This is a genomic window from Dyadobacter sp. UC 10 (genome assembly GCF_008369915.1).
Classification (GTDB): domain Bacteria; phylum Bacteroidota; class Bacteroidia; order Cytophagales; family Spirosomataceae; genus Dyadobacter.
Map to the genome: position 1 here is coordinate 6,257,822 of NZ_VSRN01000001.1, position 20,761 is coordinate 6,278,582.

Here is a 20,761-nt window from a genome sequence, read left to right on the forward strand (position 1 = left end):
CTTCTTTCACAGGTCATTAACAGACGAAAAGATAGAAACTCCTAGCTTGCGGTGGTTGAAATCCTTTAAAAAAAACCGACTAAAGCGTCCATGAAAAACCAACACCTCTTTCTGATTCTTTCCTTACTATCAGTTGTATTTCACGCCCAGGCAGATGATCTGGACGATTTTATCCGAAGCCAAATGCAGAAGCGGGGTATTCCCGGCTTGTCCCTGGCAATCATTCAGGACGGAAAAATCCTGAAGGCTCAGTCATATGGATTTATTGATAAGGGTGGAAAGGTGCCTGTTACGACGAACACCCTGTTTCAGGCAGGCTCGGTGAGTAAATCGGTTGCGGCTATGGGCGCTCTGTATTTGGTTGAACAGAATAAACTTCTTCTCGATGAGGATGTTAACGTAAAACTTAAAAGTTGGAAAGTTCCCGATAACGAATTTACAAAAGACAAAAAGGTTACACTGCGCGGGCTACTCAGTCATACTACCGGTCTTACGGTGCACGGATTCCCCGGATACGCCGTGGGTGCGAAGATCCCTTCGGTCTTTCAGATCCTGGATGGAACAGCCCCAGCCAATACGCCACCGGTCCGCGTAGACTTTATTCCGGGCTCCCGATGGAGGTATTCAGGAGGGGGCTATACCGTCATGCAACAATTGATGGTGGATGTGACTGGCGCTGCTTTTCCGGAATTCATGAAAATTAATGTGCTTTCGCCATTGGGTATGAAAAACAGTACCTACAAGCAACCTTTACCTCCGGAACTGGCAAAATTGACGGCAACCGGTCATTACAACAATCGAAGTTTAGTGGAAGGTCGCTGGCACATTTATCCTGAGATGGCAGCAGCGGGATTGTGGACTACGCCGTCCGATCTGGCCCGGTTCGCGATCAGTATTCAGAATGCTTATGCCGGAAAATCAGGAAGCGTTTTATCCCAATCCATGACCCGCCAGATGCTGACAGATCAGAAAAACAGGGATGGACTTGGTGTTTTTTTGCAGGGTGACAGTACTACGCTCCGTTTCGGTCACAACGGACGCGACGAGGGTTTCGATGCATTACTAACCGCTAGTGTGGACAAGGGACAAGGCATTGTGATCATGATCAATGCGAATGATAACTCGCATATGATGGGCAGGATTGTTGATTTTATTGCTGACTATTACCACTGGGATGGATTTCCTGTAAAGACCAAACCGGCCGCGGTAGATGTCGATCCCCAAACTTTAAAGGGTTTCGAAGGTCGGTATGAATTGTTTAATAATCGAATTGTCACTTTTAAGGCTGAAAATCAGCGACTCTTTACCCTGGAAGATGGTTTTGTGGATGAGGAATTTGTGCCCGTCACCAATAGTAAGTTTACATCGACTGACCGGAATGTGTCTGTAATCTTCAATCCCGATGCGAATGGAAATGTGACTGGCTTCACGCTTCAAGACAATGATCAACATTATGAGCGAAAGGTACCACGTATCGGGCCGCTTGCCCATGGTCATCGAACCAATGCAGATCCTGACCCGTCGCGCACACCCAAAATCATGGCGGCTTTGCAGGCCATGGTAAAAGGCGGTACAATATTAGAAGAAGCATCAGGCCTTACTTTGGGAGCCAAACGCGATTTTGCAGGCGGAATGCGAGAGCCGGAAACTCTAAAATCATTAACTTTCATTCATTCAGAAAACGTCGCAGGTCGGGGAATTCAGCGCCATGACAGCGAGGTAAGCGAAATAGTGACTTACCAATTGAAGTCCAATCAGCCGGACACCTATATACTGGTCCATCTGACCTCCGACGGCTTGGTTACGGATTGTGATCTGGTTGAAAAATAATAGCTGTTTGAAGCGAATATGCAGGTAAATTGTTGCCGGCAATCGCCAAAGTTCGAAATGCTTTCCCCAGAACGGCATGACAGGATTTGTCGCTGAATCATTTAGATTTGTGGATCCACATTGGCTCAGCCACCTATCAACACGTAAATATGATAAAGGGTATTACAAAAGAAGACGTATTGACTAATGAGGCCCGACTTTATGAAGCGATTAAGTCAAGGGACATAGATGAACTTGATGCATTACTGCATAACGATTTGTTGTTTATCATTCCGAGCGGTGAAGTGATAACGAAGGAAATAGATCTGCAAACTTATCGCGATGGAGCACTGCAGGTTGATAAGATAAATGCGACTGTGGAGGAACTGAATATTATTGATGATTCAGCAGTGATCACATTGGTCATGGAACTCAAAGGAAGAGCCGGCAATGTCTCCTTCGACGCCCGCTTTCGTTACATCCGTTTTTGGAAACGATTTGATGATGGTATCAAAGTAATCGGCGGAAGCGGAAGAGCATTATAATTTATTGCGCTTCCATTGGATTGGAGGTAATAAATTTCCTTTTGACGCCGACTTTGACAGTTTAGGGTTAGAAATCATTTAACATTCCAATTCGGTAAGCTAATTAAGTAAGCAAAACAGGTTACCTATTGCTTGATCCGGATTCAAGGAGAACATAGAAGGCCTCACTATGGCTCATTGCCACCATTAGGTTACGCCGTTCCTGCGGTTGTTGGTGACAACACCAACAAGGGCGAGTTGGTGACAACACCAACAACGGCGAGTTGGTGACAACACCAACACCGGCAGGAAATCAACAAGGGCGAGAAACCGACAAGGGTGGGAAACCAACAATAGCGAGAAACCCCAGCAATGGCTGGATTTCACAGCAATGCTCGGCAGCCCTGCTTTATCCGACGAAACACCACCCGGTTTTCTTTGCAGGTTATCAGAGCGAACAAAGCTTGTGCCCCTGGCTGCACATCCAGGTCATATTTCTCAAATAGGATTTATGCCTGAGATTTTGTCGTTGTCCCTTTTTTACTATAGAATCTTTAACTTTATTTTAAGCTTTGCAACCGAAAGGCGTTTCAAAACGCAAAATGGAAGTTTGGCAGGATTAGTCGGCAACTACTGTAAAGTTGAATCCGGGATCAGCCGTGCCTGTAAGGCACTATCGAATGCAAAATGAACATTGGCCAACATTAAGACGAGCACCAAACATGGCAATATCAATCAACAAAAATCGAGTGGCTAGAATCTGCCTTACATTAGCATCTGTCATCCTGTTATTTTTTGGTATATTACATCTACACGGCACCTTTTTTTCAACGGATCTTTATCCAAGAGATTTGGGTTTAATTGAAAAGCTAAAAACATCTACAATTCAGATGGATGAATCCGGGGTCATATGGAAGTTGTGGATAGGATTTAATGCGATGTTCAGTGTTGGTCTTATGTTTATCGGTTCTGTAACTTTATATCTGGCTACTAAACACTTTGAGTTTATAAGGGTCAATAGCGCTATTCTGGCTTTGACTATTTGCTCAAACATATTTTTTGTATGGATAGGTAATCGTTATATGATATCTGATTTTTCCCTTAGCATGGCCATACCACTTGTATTTTTTGCAATCGGATATTCAATAATTCTATTAAAACGCCTTGATTACATAAGATAAAAATTGGTTTATGAAAAACCTTATCGATATAAGAGAACTTTTCACTCCAATGCAGCCACAGGCCGTACCGCTAAGCGAAAAGATATTCATCCTGGAAATCCTTCCGGATGTACGTCTTCAGCCTTATATATGGTGTTACTGGGAAATCAAATCTCGTGAACCATTGGAAGAAGACTTTTTCTGTAAAATCGCCTCCGATGGCTGTATAGATATCTTTGTGGATATTAATAATCCCCACGAAAGCTATGCGATGGGTTTCTACGACCGGTGTTTCGCATACCAGCTTGGAAGTTCCTTTCATTACGCGGGGGTAAGATTTCTTCCCGGCATGTTTTCATATCTATTTGAAACCAAGGCATCAGAACTCAGTAATAGCGTTGAGTTCCTGGACGCAGTTCATAAAAATACGGCGAAATTTTTAATTGAGAACATTCGCCCGGGTGACAGCTTTCATGAAATAAGGGGTGTGTTTGATAAATATTTCCTCCGAAATCTCCATCATATGGCGAAAGAATTTGACCCGAGAGTTTATGAAGCGATTCTAATCATACTTAAAAACACAAAGTCATTGAACATCGAAAACGACGTAAGTAAAATTGTGGGTGTAAGCACACGACACCTGCGCAGATTATTTGATTTTTATATTGGCCATAACACGAAATCTTTCGCCAGGGTCGTACGCTTTCAAAATTATTTAAAGGCACACTCGGAGTCGACAAATATAGACGCAGGCTCGCTTTATTATGATTTTGGCTATTATGATCAAGGACATTTCATTAAAGAGTTCAAAAATTTCTGTTGCGAGACTCCCTCAAAAACGTTCAGAAATCAGCAAACCATTTAGATACACTTCTATCCAGGACCTTGAATCAAGTTGTCCTAAATGTTTCTTAGAGGCGTCAAATCCAATTCAGTAGAATAATTGTGTTTAAACTAAAATGGATAAGCAAATAATCCCTTATAAGTTTTCCATTAAAAGCAAACGTGAACAAATTCAAAACATGTTCACGATCATCTCAACGAGATATGACCTGCTGAATAGGATTATTTCCTGGGGACTGGATAAACGGTGGCGAAACAAGGTTTTTAAATTGGTTTTGCAGAGAAATCCTGACTCCGTGCTGGACATTGCGACGGGAACGGCGGATATGGCCATACTTCTGAGTAAAACCAAGGCTCGGCACATCCTTGCGATTGACACCTCAGTTGGAATGCTGGCAGTTGCCAGGGAGAAAATCAATGCGTTAGGGTTACAACGGCAAATTCGTATTGAAATACAGGATGCGGAAAATATTAAATGTCCGGATAACTTTTTTGATGCGGCAACTATTACATATGGAATAAGAAATTTCGAAAATCTGGAAAGAAGCCTTTCGGAAGCATTCAGGGTGCTAAAAAGCAATGGCATATTAGTTATCCTGGAAACATCTGTTCCTTCTAATCCATTAATAAGGCTTGGGTATAAACTCTATACCAAAAAAATTGTCCCAAAAATAGGAGCCATGATATCAAAGGACAAAAATGCGTACGAATATCTGGCTGAATCTGCAATTAACTTTCAATCCGGTAGTGAAATAGTAGCAATTTTACGAAAGATCGGATATCAAACTGTCAAATCATTGCCCCAGGTCTTTGGCATTTCAACTATCTATGTCGCAGAAAAATGTTCTTAATGTTGTACAGAAGTCCGATTTGTCCAATACATTAAGTTGCATCCGTGCTAGTTTTATACGAAAAGCATTATGCATAACATAAAATGCTCAATTTCTCCATCAATAAACCCGTTGACGAGTATCTCACGAATCAGGTCGTGGTAGTTGTGTATTGCCGATAGGCTGGACATCTCAAATATCGTTGCTGAGAATTTACAGCCCGTTTCAACGTGCGTATATAATTGTACGTTATTATCTCCCACAGCAAGTCCATTTTTCGCCAGCCCTGTGCAATTAATAATCTGACACCGCGAAAAGTTGAAATTGTCTTAAAACGGATGAAGAGTTCCAAGCTCAATTACAAAGCGTGGAAACAACCTTACATGATCTATTAGCCATGAAAATTAAATTTGCATTAATGCCGTGTTACAGCTTCTTACATGTTGCTTTCGAAGCAAGAGCCTACCACGTTGACCAGGAAAGCAGAAAATAATTTAATGAACAGTCCTTCACTTAAAAGATAGTAGGCTCCCATAAATATTATCAATATTCCAATGAAAAAGGCGGTATTGATAATTAGAATGAAAAGGGGCTAACTCAAAAAATATATACCCCCGACGTCTATCAATTCACGCAACGTTATATGATTAACATTGGCAGAACTTCCAGAAAAAGTCTACTGGTAACAGCTTTGCTTATACTGAATATAATGCATGGCAGTTACAGCCAGTGTTTAGTTTCGAAAAACCAATTCGGTTCTCTAATAACAATATGCAAATGGTATTTTCCCAGCCACGAACTATTGATAAACAGACCTGATAAAGGCCAGACTCAAACAACGGTTGTTTACACAGGAAGCCCCTATTTATCATATCCTGTCTATGAGGATGGCATATTGGAATATAGGGGCAGTAAACATAAAGTGCATTGTAAAATAGCATTCAATCTGGCAACGAATCAGGTGTTCTGTCGCCTGGGAAATGATTCAACCGAACTGGCAATTTTTCCGGATATTTTTACAATAGGCACCAGGCGATTTATAAGTAGATCTGATCATTCAGGTAAAAAGGAATATTATATGGTGCTGTATTCGGGCAGATCGAAGGTTTTGTCACAACTCAAAATAAGTCTGAGAGCAACCGAACGGAGGCCATATGAAACGGGTGATTTAAATGACGGCACATATATAAGGCAAGAACGCTATTTCATTGAGTTGGAAGATGGTACATTGCGGATAGTGCGTTTATCAAAAAAATCGGTACAAAAAGCATTAGGCGAAATGCAAAGTGAGACTTTCGACAATTTCAAGGGTGACAAGATAACATTGTCGGAAATGGTTAAGGCTGTTGGCGAATATGATGGCTACTAGTATCATCCCTCAGATACCACTGCTCCCGGACGTGCTAATACCCCGGCAGCAATATTGCCTCGTAAAAAAAGTAGTACTGGGATCTTGCCAGCTACATTGGAAGTGATCTGAACGATACGTCAGCTTCATAAATTTTAATAACTTTCGAAATCATATTAAATCGCAGCAATTCCGAATCTTGCTTTGTCAGAAAAGCATTCTTCGCTCTGTGTTACTTGCTATTTTGTTGGTCATAGATTAAAATTGTCTATACTTACAAACATGTCCTATTTTGTCTTGGAGGCACTACTTAAGAGATTATACTTCTCCGCTATTTTACTTATTAGCGGTTCGATTTATTACAGCTACGCTAATACTGATGATGATTCAGTAAAAGTTTTACCAGAATTAGACTTTTCATTTAGTGACACTTTTACGACCACTTTTTCTATCAAGACTGCTGGTCCCGATACCGTTTATCTGAAACAGGATTTGCCATCAAATGACCCGGAGCTCAGACCCGATATGAAGTCGAAAATCGATAAGGCTAAGGTTAAAAAGTTGAACAAAAGTAGTCTTGCAAGCCTAATCAGCACAAGATGTTTACTACGTAAACATCTTGTTATCCAATAAGCTGTAGCGATTCTGGTGAGTAAAAATTGCAGATCTTCGAACTCACCGGATTACGCACCAAAAATTTGTGGAAAATTGAATATTTTGGCATAACCGGCAAACAAAAAAGCCTGCTAATCTGTTGATTTGCAGACTTTGATGCTTTTTGTTAGTTCTTCAAGTGATCCCGCTGGGATCATACTTTTTGAAGTAACAAATTGCTTATCAAAGCTTTATGTCCTGCTGAATCTTATACTCACCTTGTTACTCACCAAAGTGTGGTGATCGGCTTGCAATTGGTTCAAAGATAGGAAATTTATAAACTCTTCCGCCAGCGACTTAGGAGCGATTGGGCGGCCAGATTCAATTGTCCGACAATTGTACATCTGGCCGATTGCGCGGAAGAAGTAAATTCTGCGCCAGTGAATAGGAAGCTATTGCTGAGTAATCCATTTGTACAAAGGATGTACCGTGTCTAAGTTTACAATTCTCTCACCCTCATATGATCGAGCAAAAATTTTGCTATCCTGAATGTAGAGGTCATTTTCCAAATAGGGCGCGTTATCAATTACTGAATTCAAAACCGAAGAGTCACAATAGATTCTGCCGTCGAGGTCACTGTCTAGAAGTATCACTGACGTAAAAGTGTCTACGTCAGTACCAGGATATAGACCAATTTTCTTTTGCCCGCCCAGAAATAGAAGATATTTTCCCTTCGGTGTCAGCAGGCTGGGTCGTGAGCGATGAAGGATTTATGCAGGCAATCCCGAAAATCAGCCTGCTTAAACTACGGGCAAGTTATGGGGTTACCGGAAACAACTTCTTCGGCAACTTCGTGTCCATGGCTGGTCTGGGCGAATTCAATTACATCCTGAATGGCGTGCTCGTACCGGGGCTGACGATCAATGCACTTGGTAACCCTGATCTGGCCTGGGAACGTAACAAGCAATTCAATGTGGGCCTTGACCTGGGGCTATTTAATGATCGCGTGATGCTTACTTACGATTATTACAACAAGATCACCGACGGACTGATCCAGGATCGGCCGGTCCCGAGGGCATCCGGGTTTGCAACGATTAAGTATAATGTCGGTGTATTTAAATTCTGGGGCCATGAAATTGGTATTAACACTAAAAACCTGACCGGCCCGCTGACCTGGAATTCAACGTTGAATGTTTCTTTTGACCGCAATATCATCAAATCGCTGGTAGACCCGGGCTTTATCCGCAGGAACAATACAGTGACGTCCGACTACTACCGGCAGCAGGCAGGCCACAGGCTGGGCGAGTTTTACGGTTTTGTTTTTGAAGGGTTGTATAAAGACCAGGAAGACTTCGCCAATTCGGCAAAATACGGAAGCGCTTCCGATGTAGGAACGATCAAAATGAGGGATTTGAACAAAGACGGCAAGATCGATGACGTAAACGACCGGACTTTCATCGGCGATCCGACCCCTGACTTTTCCTTCGGATTTATCAACGATTTCAAGTATAAAAACTTTGACCTGAGCATGACCATGTCGGGCGCAGTAGGCGGTGAAATACTGAATGCTGCCAAATGGGCCTATTCAACCAATATGGATGGTTCGCGCCTGCCGCTTGCCGCCGTAGCTGATCGCTGGCGCTCACCTGAAAACCCTGGATCAGGCGTGTATCCGAGGACTAAAACCGGCACAACGGCGATTGGTCGGTCGGTCAATACCCAATGGGTTGAGAACGGCACTTACCTGACTTTGAAAAACATTTCTCTGGGCTACACGGTCGATATGAAGGGAAAGCTTGCACTGCAAAAACTGCGTTTGTACGCGTCTGTTCAGCAGGCATTTGTGCTTACCAAATACACAGGCATGAATCCTGAGATCAGCTTCGACGGACTGGATGCAACCCGTGGGATCGGGATCGATGAGAATGCCTACCCTATCCCAAGAACATTCTCCTTGGGTGTTTCAATGACTTTTAAATGATGATTTTTAATTCAAAATATATGAAAAAGAAATATTTGGCAATGCTCTGCCTGCTAGGGTTTGTCGCCACCTCCTGCGATGACAGCTTCATCGAACTTACGCCAAAAGACCAGTTTTCGGCAGGCACATTTTTTCAGACCGAATCCCAATTCAGACAGGCGGTGACTGCGGCGTACGTGCCGCTCCGGGATCTGCTGATCAATGATTTTTATGTGAGCGAAATGCGCTCGGACAATACGCATTATCAATTCGCCGCAAACGACCGGGGAACCGCGATTGTCCACCGCGAAAATATTGGTGACTTTACCGACCAGTCGACCAACTCGTATACAAATGCGGTCTACTTCCATTGTTACAGCGGTATATCCAAGGCGAACATTGTCATTGAAAGGCTTGCTGCGGCTGATATCCCCGATGCGGCCAAGGCGGAAATCGACGGGCAAGCCAAATTCCTGCGCGCATTCAACTATTTCCTTCTGGTCAGGTACTATGGGGAGGTGCCTCTGTATCTGAAGGAAATCGTGAAAGTGGAGGACACATTTGTCGACCGCTCGCCTGTTGAGTCTGTCTATAACCAGATTATTGCAGATGCGACCGATGCGATGACCAAACTGGCTGCGCCGGCCCGTTTCCCGCAAAATGGCCAGGTTACAAAAGGGGCAGCTACCATGTTGCTGGCAGAGGTTTATATGACGCAGAAGAAATATGCGCAGGCCGAGCAATTGCTCAACACATTGCCTGCAATGGGTTATGGACTGAACGCTGCCTATGCGGACGCATTCTCGGTTACCAACAAAAACAGCAAGGAGTCGATTTTTGAAGTGCAGTACCTGGAAGGAACCGCAGCAGGCTCGCAGCCAAGCAATTTCATTTACTACTTCCTGCCCAGAACAACCAACTCGCGCATTATTACCACATTCGGCTCTACCGTAGTGGCAACCAACAATACCGGGACCGGCGGATGGAACACCCCGACCGAGGACATGATCAAAGCTTACGAAACAGGCGATAAGCGTCTGGATGTGTCCATCGGAATTGCGGAAGGTACGTATAATGCGAGTGGTTACCTGACAATCTCTGCCAGCAAAAGTGCAGTGGGATATGTTCCGGAGGCAGGGAAAACGGGTGTGCCATTTATCAAAAAATACCTCGGGCCACATTCCAATCCAAACAACACAAACAACAACTGGCCGATCTACCGCTATTCGGATGCATTGCTACTGCTGGCCGAATCGCTCAACGAACAGGGAAAATCGGCACAAGCATTGGCTCCCTTGAATGAAGTCAGGACGCGGGCCGGGCTTGCGAATGTGACGCAAACTGCGCAGGCAGCATTACGCGAAACGATCGCGCACGAAAGGCGTATTGAGCTGGCTTTTGAAAACCACCGCTGGCTTGATCTGGTGCGTACCGGCAAAGCCATTGAAGTGATGAATGCCCACGGAGCTGAACTTAAAAAGCAGTATTCTTATCTGAGCAGCGATTCGTACCAGGTAACGGCGGAAAAGCTCCTGCTACCGATTCCTCAGTCGGAACGAGAACTTAATCCGGGTTTGACACAAAATGCAGGTTATTAATTGATTCAAGTTTTAACTGATATGAAAAAAGGATCTTTAAATGTGATGGCAGTATTGCTCTTACTAAGCACAGCTGCATTTGCCCAGAAGAAGGATTTCTCCATTGCAATCATCCCTGATACCCAATATTACACCGAGGAGAGCCGGGGCGGCAAAAACGCTTTCTTCGTGGCTCAAACTGAATGGATCGTGGCTAACCAGGAAAAGGAAAACATTGCCTATGTGATTCATGTGGGCGATGTGGTGGATAAGGGAGATAGCAAGCCAGAGCAGTGGGTTAATGCAAAAAACGCGATGTACGTGCTGGAAAATCCGTTGCCGGGAATGCCTTACGGCGTTCCCTACGGAGTTGCAGTAGGGAACCACGACCAATCGCCGAGCCAGTTCGCACTGACGGGCAACACGTTTCATTTCAATAAATATTTCGGCGTAGATCATTTCCAGGGCAGGCCTTATTACGGCGGGCATTTTGGGAAAGACAACGACTGCCACTACGATCTATTCTCAGCTTCAGGAACGGATTTCATAGTCATTTACATTGAATATGATTCCTATGATACGTTCCCTTGTACCCAAATAATTGTTTTCCCGAAGAACAAACGATTTTTGGACACCCCAATTCAATGTCAGAAACTTGCTCAAGTTATATCGACTTTTATACAAATCCGGAAAAGGGTCAGTTTCTTCCTTTGAAGAATGCTGGTTAATCAATCAGAGGTGTGTGGCCTACTGGCCACCTATTTTTGGCAAAAATGCAGTTTTTACTTTTGGCTGCCAAGCAATACCCTAAAACGAATTACGCTGAGCAACCCCACAATCGCCGATCTCAAAAGCTGTACATCGCGACCGATCGCTCGTTCCCACCAGCTTCACCAAAACCGCACTGATCTTTGCCAATAACGTTCGGTTCATTACATACGTCCAGAGCACTAGGACCCGCTCTCCGTTCCTGGGGATAGTTAGGTAAAAGATGAATGCATACTGTTTGCATTGTGTTTTCGTAAAAGCAAGCCGATCAGATCGGGTTTAATCTCCTGATCGATATAGGTCTGTCCATTCATGACGGTCGCAATCGCGGCCAGATATTGGCGTTTATCAGCGTCTTTATATACAAAACCGCTGGCACCTGCTGCCAGGAAAGCCAAGAGATCGAACTCAGTATTAGGCTTATAAGAATGTAGCAAAATTTTAGAATTAGGTAACAGTGCCCGGATTTTTATAAAATTCTCAAAAGCCTTCCTGTTATTGGGCAAGACCGGGTCATAGAAGATCAGTTTGATACCAGGCTTGTCCTTTATAAACCCCAAGGCATTGGACTGACTGACTCCGTAAAATTTGCAGTACACGAATTGCCTTCGAAGCATCGATTCAATCGATCGCCTGATAGCTATTTGGTTGTCTATTGTCAGGATTTCTTTCACTTTTAAGTTGGGTTCGTACTTATAGCCAGGTCCCAACTGGCTAATAGAGGACAGTAAAGTATACAGTACTTTCACCAGGACAAGCGGCAAACGAAGCCCAAAATAGTTCCGCCCCGGATAACCCATGGGGTTTAAGGCATTAAGTGTAGTTCAGCGACCGGTTTAGAAATACCCGTCAAGATTCGTATTGTAACCTCAGTTAGTTTTGCGGCTTTGCAAGTAAATGAACAATAATTTGATGAGAAATAAGAATTTCAAAATGAGTAGACAGCCTACGGCCCGTTGTGTCTTTTATTGACGTTTACAATGTGCTATTTGTGCAGGACATTACCTCTGAAAGCATTAACATACAAATGGTGTGGCGTATTTCGTCTTTTAGTGCAGATGCGCAAGAGCCAATGTTAAGTTTATATCAATTGCTCAGCAGTATGTACAGACAAAGATAAAACATGTGTAAATCGCTTTCTAACTTTCATTCCTTCACTAGCTTTTTTGTCAAACTGCGACCATTCCCGGTTATCTTTACGGTATAAATTCCGACAGGCAGACTTTCAACGGAAAATTTGCCAACCCCCGTACCGGGCAGGCCTCTTTCAAAAACTCTGATACCAGTCATATTATAAATTTCAACCTCAATGCGGGCCCCCATTCCTTTCGGATTGATGCTTATTTCCCTGCGTGCGGGGTTGGGATAAATGGAAACGGACATAGTTAGGGCCTCCATCTGTACAGCAGCTACCTTACTGTAGGCATAACTTTGATCAGAATCAATCATTTTTAGCCGATAGTATTGAAGAGACGACGGAGAACAATCGGCAAGATGGTCTAAAAAGGAATAATTTTCCGGCCTCCTGCTTTCACCCTTTGCGGCTACTTCTGCAATTTTATTCCAGGTTTTGCCGTCTGTGCCACGCTCTATTTCGAACCGGTCACTGTTTGTTTCCTCGGTAGTTTGCCAGCGGAGCCTTGCTCCGTTTTCCTCTCTGTCTGCCCGGAAATACAACAGCTTAACCGGAAGCGCCTCGTCGGATTGCCCCGTCGCAAAAAAGCCGCTGAATCCCGTTATTGCGAAAGATACTTTCCAAAGATCCAGAACATCGTCCCAGACTACATCCAACTGATCCCGGTTAATGACTTCTCTGGCACCGGAATAGCTTTCCGGCGCCCCTGAAATGCTAGTACCGTGGTACTGTATAATCCTCAGGTTTTCAGGCAATGCAGCATTGTTGGCTGTACCATAATCGCTATTATAATGGTCAAAATCTTCCTGCGAGAAAAGCAGGGTCACCCGGGCGGCCCCATTCATTGTGGGAGAAAGATCCAGGTGACGCGCCACGAAAACCGCCTTGCCAGAACGGATTGTCTTATCCGAAGCCTGGTAAACGGTAGCCCTAATATTGCCTTCCACGCCGTTGTTGCTCGCCGGTTCAACCATAGCGATCGTTTCGCAATCTTTGATAATGGAGGTTACACCTGCCGTGATGGGTAAAATGACCGTTTCACCATCCGCATCTATATTTCCTTTGATAAACAGTCCCTGGTATTCATAGGCGCCAAAGTCGGCTTTCGCGCGGTAAATGCGGGAGTTACCCGCCAGGTCAGTTTGGATACCAGCAGGAAGCGCCGCATTGTCGCCCCGGTTGACTACCGGCGAGCACGGCTGCAGGCGGTAGTCTCCGCCGGAGGCGTTCACAAATAAAGGATTTGTGTTTCCGTCAATATTACCGTCGTCAGTATTCGAAAGCCCCTCTGCCAGACTGTACTTAAAAGTGAGAGAACCCAAATTTCCAATTCCATTGCTATTGCCATAAACGATACAATTATTCAATACAGCGGCAGAAAACTCATCATTAAAGACCCCTCCTCCTTGCTTGGCTTCATTATCTGCAACAGTACAGTTAATATACTGGGGGGAAGAAGAATAATTAAAAATACCCCCGCCATAATCACCGGCATAATTCCCATAAAAAGTACAGTTTACGATGATTGGATTTGAGAACGAATTATACAGCCCTCCAGCATTCTCTTCCGCTTCGTTATTGAAGAAAATACAGTTGATGATGGTCGGAGAAGACCCCAAATTACTCATCCCTCCGCCTTCCTCCGAAGCGCGATTGTTTGTAAAAATACAATTGGAAATTACCGGAGAGGATTCCTCATTAAACATCCCGCCCCCGTATAACGTGTTGCCGCCGCTTATTGTAAAGCCGTCGAGCACTGCGGTGCTGTCAACCTGATAGTTACTGATAACACTGTTATTGTCTCCTCTCAAAATAGTGGTGTGCCGGGCAAAAAGGTCCCGTTCTGATAAGAATCGCTCTGTTCCTGCAAAACCACCGTAGATCTTCACACCGTTTCTCATGGAAATCGCCTCGCCGAATTCGGAGCGATAGGTGCCTTTGGCCACAAAGATACTATCGATACCACCCTGGCATGAAGACGTAAGCAAAAGCGCTTCGTCGACCGTTTTTAAGGCGCTCGCCCAGCTCGACCCATCACCACTGTCCGACACGCCGCCATTGACGTACAGTGTCCGAAAAGTCACATGATAGTCCTGAAATTCATAGGCTCCCAGGTCAACCACATTATCGTGTTTTCTTGGAAGACCTTCGAGATCGACCGCTACTTCGGATACATATTGATTATTTCCCTTGTTTATGGCCGGACTGCAGGGCGACAAATGGAAATCCTGCTCTCCACTATTCAGGAATGAAGGATCTGCAACAAAGTTGCCTTCGCCGTCATGGTTTTCCTGTAACAGACTGAACGAGATATCCGGGGAAGCCCCCGCTTCGCTAACAATACCGGAACTATTATTCCAGATAATACTATTGCGTATCGAGGGCGAGGAACTGCCCCGGTTGTAAATCCCTCCGCCGTCTTCATTGGCAATATTCCCGGTGATCGTACAATTGACTACCTGCGGAGCAGCGCTTCCATTATTATAAATGCTCCCGCCGTCCCTATTACTGGTATTCTTCAAAAACTTACAGTTAATTACGGAGGGCGAGGAATCAAAACTGTAAACGCCGCCACCATAATTTGCGCTATTTTGATCGAAGATACAATTCAATAGCGTGGGCGAGGAGTTATTGTTATTGAAAATACCGCCCCCGTTCGCCGCTGTGTTTCCCGCAATGACGCATTGTCGTATCTGGGGAGAGGCGTTTTCATTATATATCCCTCCCCCGTTGCCTGTGCCGGCATTCCCCTCCCGGATGTCAAAGCCGTCCAGCACGGCTGTGCTGTCAACATTGACATTATGAAGGACCCGGCTGCCACTTCCTGTTAATGTTGACGTATAGAAGCGCTCGGAAAACTCTTCTTCATCGCCTGCAAAGCCCCCGTATACCTGTACTCCGTTTACCAAGGAAAACGACTCGTTTTTATAGGGCCGGTATTGACCTTCGGCTACCCATATTTGTTTAATTTCCGGTTTGCTGCCAGCCGCGGCAAGCGCATATCTCAGTTCTTTCGTCGCGTTTGCCCAGCTGCTGCCATCTCCTCTGAAGCCCGCATCATCATCCACATAAACAATACCTTTGGAATCGGGGGTGATTTCGGCAGAAGGGTCATAAGCTCTCAGGCTGCCTTCGACAGTGAAATCATCAATAGCCGAAGCCCCTTGTATAGTTACATCTATTTCTATGTTTACCCTCCCGGTAAGCCCTGTTATCGTTTTGGATCGCTCAAAAGGCGTATTCAGATCACTAGCTGACGGCCGGTCAAAGTACCGGCTATCTCCATAGTTCTCCCCGTTCACTTTGATCTGAAAGGTTGCGGCAGTGCCGTTGGTTACTTTATTGAACGCTATTTTCGAAATGTCGAGCTGGTGATATTCATCTACTTCAACGGCCAGTATATATTTATGGTTGGGCTGACCTCCCAGCGCGATAGCAAGATCCCCGATGGCGTCAAAAAAATACAGACCATCTCTGCTGTTGTAAGGTCCCTCGCTATAATGCCAGCTAGCAGTCAGGTTTGCATCGAGGGTACCAGGCAACGATAAATCGGAATTGGCAAAATCGTGGAAGTAGACCCGCTGACTGTAAGCCGTCTGAAATGTCAGCAATAGGGATACCAGCAAAAAGGATATCATTTTCCCAACCACCAAATTGCGGAAACACAAAGGGAAGAAAAATGGAATTTTGTAGGTCCTTTGACCAGTATTGATAAAAATTTCCATAGAAAAACTTTCAAGGGTTGGTACGATATGTATTTCTCTGACGAGAAAAATTGGCGATCTAAAAGCCACCTCTTCTCGTCACAAACAGATCACAAAGTTCTGACAGACAAAGTATAATGACTGTAAATCCTGTATCAAATGCTGTCAATTCTGTAACAAAATTCTTTAAACTGCAGTGTTGAAGAGGAAAACTTCCGTTTTCTTCTTCCTCTCTCCCAATGCCCGGCGGGCGGGTTAAAACTTCTTAGCTACCAACAAAATCACTCTGTCAAACACCGGCGAACAGATGAACCACAGCCCATCAATCTCTGGCTGGCCGAAGCGAAAACGGCGCGGTCGGGAATGAAAGAGGATACCGCGGAAATAAACAAACCATCTTGCCGGGCATTTAGTAATGCCTGCTTCCAAGTCCGAAGCTGAACATGAAGGCATTGTAAAATACGATCATAACCAGCCCCATAAACCTAATTGGAGGTTTTACAAGCAGGGTAACTAGCTGCGCCATCAAGAGAATACCGGCGTATACTATTCCGAACAAAGTGACAACAAAACTACTCATAACCAATACCTCCCATCTTTTGAACCGGTGGAAGCCCAATTGCAAAAAAGTCCAGATAAATACCTTTTCCATAAGTTGCCTGCACAGTCCCTTATAGTTGTCAAATGTTTTGTAGTTCCAGATGTTCCCGATCACCTTTCCGTGTTTACGGGACCTGCGATGCATTTGTTCAATATTGTAATGAAGATGCTTAACAGCTTCCTGGGGGTATTGCAACCCGGGTGCGAGCCCCCCAGCGCCCAGTCCCAATATTCCGGCCTGATCGCATTTCATCGGGTTTTTGTGAAAACGAACGTGATATAGGGAGTGTTTTTGTAAATACATGAATATGTGATTTTATTTGGATGCTGTTAAAAGCACTGCCTGACACCCGGCTTATCCCGCCTCTTTCAGCAGGTCATCCAGGTCAATGACTTCGAAAAGCCCTCTCATTTGTTCAACACTTAATGTCTGGTCCAGTAGTAATTTCCAACTATTCTGGTCTCGGTCACAAGCCAGTTCGATCCCGTTTCCGTCCGGGTCGGCCAGATAAACCGCGATATGGCTGGTATGATCACTGGCACCGTCAACTGGATAGTTTTTTTCCCTCAGTCGCTTTAAGGCAAGGGCCAGATCCCGTTTTGTCGGATAGTTTAATGCGAAATGGTGCAATCCAACTTGTGTTCTCGCCGGAGCTTCTCCGGCTTCGCACTTCCAGGTATTTAGCCCAATGTGATGATGATACCCCCCGACCGAAAGGAATGCGGCAGTTCCGAAATTGAACAACAGATCGAAACCCATTATGTCGCGGTAAAAGGCAATGGAGCGTTCCAGGTCAAAAACATTCAGATGAATATGCCCGATGCGGAGTTCCGTCGGAGCATGGTAGTTTTCGCTTACGTTGTACATGACAATGATTGATTTTGTGACTGAGGTTACCTATTCGTATGATTAGTATTGTCGAAAATTTTAACATCACTACCTGATCAGAAGGGACCATTTGAAATATTTTGTAATGTGCATTTTCGGCAGCACTACCTATTTACCACCACCTTGTCATTGTAAATCTGCCCTCCTATGTATCTGATGGTAATCAGGTAAAGCCCCGGCTTGAAACCCTTCAGAGAAATAGATGAAACAGCCGTGTCGGAAGCATACACACTCCTGCCGGAAAGATCCGCGATCGTAATTCGGCTGATCTGACTCAAATCGTTGGCCTTGATGTTCAATATCTCCGTAGCCGGGTTGGGAAACACCATCCCTTTTTCAGAATCAACCAAGACGCTGACAATCGAACTATAAGCAAAACTTCCGTCCAGATCAATCATCTTCAGCCGGTAATAAAGGTGCCCGTAAAGCATTTGCCGGTCGATAAACTGATAGGTAACGATGGCCTGGCTTTCGCCTCTTGACGCAGCGATGCCAGCCACGGACCATTCCTTCGCATTATGGCTTCTTTGAATTTCAAACCTGTCACTGTTGGTTTCCATGGTTGTACGCCAGCTCAGCAGCACCCCTTCCTCGGTTTCGCCTGCTTCAAATTCAACAAGCGTAACCGGCAGCGCAGCGCAGGCAGTCTGGATTTCATCTGTATCCGAACACCCAGCAGCATTATTATTGATTGTGAAGGCGGTGTTGGTATCAGCGAATTTTTCACAAATAGTTGCAATCGCGCAAGAAGCAAGCGAATCGTTGTTTTCGATCGTCACCCAATCTCCTAACAAGTCAATGTTCCTTAATCCGTTGAGATTCGTGATTAACGGAACGCTTTCAATGGATAACCCTCCACCAACCGAAGTCAGGTTAGACAGCCCGTCCAGGTTCCCAAGTGAGAGAAGGTAGTACATATAGAAGTTCCCCCCGATCGAAGTCACCGCATTTAAGCCTTCAAGGTTCGAGAGTGAAGGCAAAGCATACAAAGCAACTTCTCCTCCGACAGAAGTCAGCGCATTCAAACCGTCAAGATTTGAGAGCGACGGTAAAGCATAAAAGGATAAATCTCCGCCGACGGTAGTTAGCTTATCCACGGCAGTTATATCTGAAAGTGATTCCAGATTATACAAATAAAATTGTCCTTCAAGTGATGTCAGCTGTTCCAGACCGTCAAGGCTGGTAAGTTGGGGAAGCAAGGCAATGGTCAATCCCTCCGTTCCGACGGCCTTAAGGTTTTCCAACTCACTCAAACCCGGAAGAGCCATCAGCGTACTTAGCAGGAGTCCTCCGCCAACCGATTCCAGTCCCTGCAGACCGTTCAGGCTAGTCAAATCAGGACAATCTTCTATTCTCACGTTCCCTGCAACGGCAGTCACGTGGCTCAGAAAGGAAAGGTTGGATACATTACTGACAGTCAGATTTCCCGGTAAAGAAGTGCAGGAACTGTAAAGTTGGTTGTAAATCGCAATGTCATCATCGTTCCGTATCGTGATATCTCCTGGAGGACAGCCGTCGCTTGAAACATTGCAGGCAGCAAGCACATCTTGTTCCCGGTCACAGCCCGGGGCATTTCCATTGAAGTTGACAGGAATGCTGCCATCGGTCACCTTCTGGCACAGAATGGATACAGCACAACGGGAGAGCAACTCATTATATACTACGTTAACAAACGAACTAATGGATGTCAGGTTAGACAATCCGTCGAGATTAGTAATCAATGGAAGCATCTCAACAGAGAGACCTCCTCCAATAGACGTCAATGCATTAAGTCCGTCAAGATTGGCTACCAACTGAAGGCTGTACAAAGAAAAGTCTCCGCCAATACTCGCCAATGCGCTTAGTCCATCGAGACTGCTCAGGTTTGGAAGGTCATACAACCAAAAATTACCCCCTACTGTCGTGAGCGCATTTAGTCCATCCACATTGGCCAGGCTGGCCAGATTATCCAACGAAAACATGCCATCAACCCTAGTCAGCGAGTCCAGCCCGGCCAAATTGGCTACAAGCGGGAGCCTGACCAATCCAAATCCACCGCCAATACCAGTCAATGCACTTAACCCATTGACGTTGGTCAACAGAGGAAGATCCACCATCGCCAGCTCCCCGCCAATCGACCTCAGACGCTGCAAACCATTCAGGCTGATTAATTCGGGGCACTCTTCTATCCTCACATTTCCCGTAACGACAGTCACATTACTCAGAAAGGAAAGATCGGATACATTTTTGACAATCAGATCTCCTAAAATAGTGGTACAAGCGCCATAAAGCCGGGTAAAATCGGCAATGTCTTCATCGGTTAGTATCGTTACCTCTTCGGATGCGCAGCCGTCGCCTGGAGTATTGCATAAAGTCGTCACATCTTCTGCCTCGGCACAGCCAGGGGCATTTCCATTGAAGTTGACAGGAATGCTGCCATCGGTCACTATCTGACACAGAATAGAAATAGCACAGTCGAAAAGCGACGTATTATTTACCACATTCACAAATGAACTGACAGACGTGAGGTTAGACAGTCCATCGAGATTGGTAATCAGCGGAAGCATTTCAATGGATAACCCGCCTCCAATAGACGTCAGCGCATTAAGTCCATCCAGGTTGGCTACCAACGGAAGGCCATACAAAGAAAAGTCCCCGCCTACGCTCGTCAACACGCTTAGTCCGTCGAGGTTGGTCAGCAGGGGGTGAACGGAAAGCGTCAGCTCCCCCCCCACCGACCCCAGCTTTTGCAAACCGTTTAAACTCGTTAAATTCTTGCAGTCGGTAATCCGGACAAAACCTCCAACGCTCTCAATATTTTGTAAAAATGAGAGGTTGGTAGCGTCTATGTCGTTAACATACAAGTTCCCTGTCAGCGCACTACAATTACTATAATTGGCTGTATAATGAGCCACACCAGCCTGCCCGATGATGGACACACTTCCTTCCGGAGGGCATTGTGCATGGACAGCTCCTGCATGCAACAAGATAAAAACAATTAAAAAATAGAGGTTTTTCATAACATCAGATGATTGATTTGA

Annotated in this window: 14 protein-coding genes; 9 read left to right on the forward strand and 5 right to left on the reverse strand. The window is 45.0% G+C overall.

The window, feature by feature from the left end; translation table 11 throughout:
- The first annotated feature begins 90 nt into the window (after nucleotides 1-90).
- The 9 genes from FXO21_RS25885 to FXO21_RS25925 all read left to right on the forward strand — a co-directional run bounded on the left by FXO21_RS25885 (nucleotide 91) and on the right by FXO21_RS25925 (nucleotide 11,359).
- The gene (locus tag FXO21_RS25885; protein ID WP_149642802.1) at nucleotides 91-1,830 is read left to right on the forward strand and encodes a serine hydrolase domain-containing protein; all 1,740 of its coding nucleotides are present in this window, start codon (nucleotides 91-93) and stop codon (nucleotides 1,828-1,830) included.
- A 149-nt stretch (nucleotides 1,831-1,979) separates the two neighbouring features.
- Entirely contained in the window at nucleotides 1,980-2,354 is a 375-nt protein-coding gene (locus FXO21_RS25890; protein ID WP_149642803.1) for a nuclear transport factor 2 family protein, read from the forward strand.
- A 701-nt stretch (nucleotides 2,355-3,055) separates the two neighbouring features.
- A complete protein-coding gene (locus tag FXO21_RS25895) occupies nucleotides 3,056-3,514 on the forward strand; it encodes an LIC_13387 family protein (protein ID WP_149642804.1) in 459 nt (152 codons plus the stop codon).
- A 10-nt stretch (nucleotides 3,515-3,524) separates the two neighbouring features.
- Nucleotides 3,525-4,358, forward strand: a complete 834-nt coding sequence (locus FXO21_RS25900) for a helix-turn-helix domain-containing protein (protein ID WP_149642805.1) — start codon at nucleotides 3,525-3,527, stop codon at nucleotides 4,356-4,358.
- Between the two features lie 94 nt (nucleotides 4,359-4,452).
- On the forward strand, nucleotides 4,453-5,187 hold the full coding sequence (gene ubiE, locus FXO21_RS25905; protein ID WP_149642806.1) for a bifunctional demethylmenaquinone methyltransferase/2-methoxy-6-polyprenyl-1,4-benzoquinol methylase UbiE: 735 nt from the start codon (nucleotides 4,453-4,455) through the stop codon (nucleotides 5,185-5,187).
- A gap of 688 nt (nucleotides 5,188-5,875) precedes the next feature.
- A complete protein-coding gene (locus tag FXO21_RS25910) occupies nucleotides 5,876-6,535 on the forward strand; it encodes a hypothetical protein (protein ID WP_149642807.1) in 660 nt (219 codons plus the stop codon).
- 1,297 nt (nucleotides 6,536-7,832) lie between these two features.
- A complete protein-coding gene (locus FXO21_RS25915) occupies nucleotides 7,833-9,089 on the forward strand; it encodes a TonB-dependent receptor domain-containing protein (RefSeq protein WP_225865925.1) in 1,257 nt (418 codons plus the stop codon).
- 20 nt (nucleotides 9,090-9,109) lie between these two features.
- Entirely contained in the window at nucleotides 9,110-10,666 is a 1,557-nt protein-coding gene (locus tag FXO21_RS25920) for a RagB/SusD family nutrient uptake outer membrane protein (protein ID WP_149642809.1), read from the forward strand.
- A gap of 21 nt (nucleotides 10,667-10,687) precedes the next feature.
- A complete protein-coding gene (locus FXO21_RS25925) occupies nucleotides 10,688-11,359 on the forward strand; it encodes a metallophosphoesterase (protein ID WP_149642810.1) in 672 nt (223 codons plus the stop codon).
- A 266-nt stretch (nucleotides 11,360-11,625) separates the two neighbouring features.
- Here FXO21_RS25925 and FXO21_RS25930 read toward each other — a convergent pair whose 3' ends face one another.
- The 5 genes from FXO21_RS25930 to FXO21_RS25950 all read right to left on the reverse strand — a co-directional run bounded on the left by FXO21_RS25930 (nucleotide 11,626) and on the right by FXO21_RS25950 (nucleotide 20,740).
- Complete coding sequence (locus FXO21_RS25930; protein WP_149642811.1) at nucleotides 11,626-12,213, reverse strand: helix-turn-helix domain-containing protein; 588 nt, start codon at nucleotides 12,211-12,213, stop codon at nucleotides 11,626-11,628.
- Nucleotides 12,214-12,559: 346 nt separating this feature from the next.
- Nucleotides 12,560-16,273 (reverse strand): choice-of-anchor Q domain-containing protein, encoded by a 3,714-nt coding sequence (locus FXO21_RS25935; RefSeq protein WP_149642812.1) that lies wholly within the window; start codon nucleotides 16,271-16,273, stop codon nucleotides 12,560-12,562.
- Between the two features lie 388 nt (nucleotides 16,274-16,661).
- Nucleotides 16,662-17,156 carry a hypothetical protein gene (locus FXO21_RS25940; protein ID WP_149642813.1) on the reverse strand — a complete coding sequence of 165 codons (495 nt, stop codon included), beginning with the start codon at nucleotides 17,154-17,156 and terminating at the stop codon, nucleotides 16,662-16,664.
- 51 nt (nucleotides 17,157-17,207) lie between these two features.
- On the reverse strand, nucleotides 17,208-17,720 hold the full coding sequence (locus tag FXO21_RS25945) for a VOC family protein (protein WP_149642814.1): 513 nt from the start codon (nucleotides 17,718-17,720) through the stop codon (nucleotides 17,208-17,210).
- Between the two features lie 125 nt (nucleotides 17,721-17,845).
- Nucleotides 17,846-20,740 carry a T9SS type A sorting domain-containing protein gene (locus FXO21_RS25950; protein WP_149642815.1) on the reverse strand — a complete coding sequence of 965 codons (2,895 nt, stop codon included), beginning with the start codon at nucleotides 20,738-20,740 and terminating at the stop codon, nucleotides 17,846-17,848.
- Between the last annotated feature and the right edge of the window lie 21 nt (nucleotides 20,741-20,761).

Bases quoted from the DNA above. Each gene is read 5' to 3' on its own strand.
- FXO21_RS25925 (WP_149642810.1), top strand. From the start codon at position 10,688: ATGAAAAAAGGATCTTTAAATGTGATGGCAGTATTGCTCTTACTAAGC.
- FXO21_RS25920 (WP_149642809.1), top strand. From the start codon at position 9,110: ATGAAAAAGAAATATTTGGCAATGCTCTGCCTGCTAGGGTTTGTCGCC.
- ubiE (WP_149642806.1), top strand. From the start codon at position 4,453: ATGGATAAGCAAATAATCCCTTATAAGTTTTCCATTAAAAGCAAACGT.
- FXO21_RS25950 (WP_149642815.1), bottom strand. From the start codon at position 20,740: ATGAAAAACCTCTATTTTTTAATTGTTTTTATCTTGTTGCATGCAGGA.
- FXO21_RS25910 (WP_149642807.1), top strand. From the start codon at position 5,876: ATGCATGGCAGTTACAGCCAGTGTTTAGTTTCGAAAAACCAATTCGGT.
- FXO21_RS25890 (WP_149642803.1), top strand. From the start codon at position 1,980: ATGATAAAGGGTATTACAAAAGAAGACGTATTGACTAATGAGGCCCGA.
- FXO21_RS25895 (WP_149642804.1), top strand. From the start codon at position 3,056: ATGGCAATATCAATCAACAAAAATCGAGTGGCTAGAATCTGCCTTACA.
- FXO21_RS25930 (WP_149642811.1), bottom strand. From the start codon at position 12,213: ATGGGTTATCCGGGGCGGAACTATTTTGGGCTTCGTTTGCCGCTTGTC.
- FXO21_RS25885 (WP_149642802.1), top strand. From the start codon at position 91: ATGAAAAACCAACACCTCTTTCTGATTCTTTCCTTACTATCAGTTGTA.
- FXO21_RS25940 (WP_149642813.1), bottom strand. From the start codon at position 17,156: ATGTATTTACAAAAACACTCCCTATATCACGTTCGTTTTCACAAAAAC.
- FXO21_RS25945 (WP_149642814.1), bottom strand. From the start codon at position 17,720: ATGTACAACGTAAGCGAAAACTACCATGCTCCGACGGAACTCCGCATC.
- FXO21_RS25900 (WP_149642805.1), top strand. From the start codon at position 3,525: ATGAAAAACCTTATCGATATAAGAGAACTTTTCACTCCAATGCAGCCA.
- FXO21_RS25935 (WP_149642812.1), bottom strand. From the start codon at position 16,273: ATGGAAATTTTTATCAATACTGGTCAAAGGACCTACAAAATTCCATTT.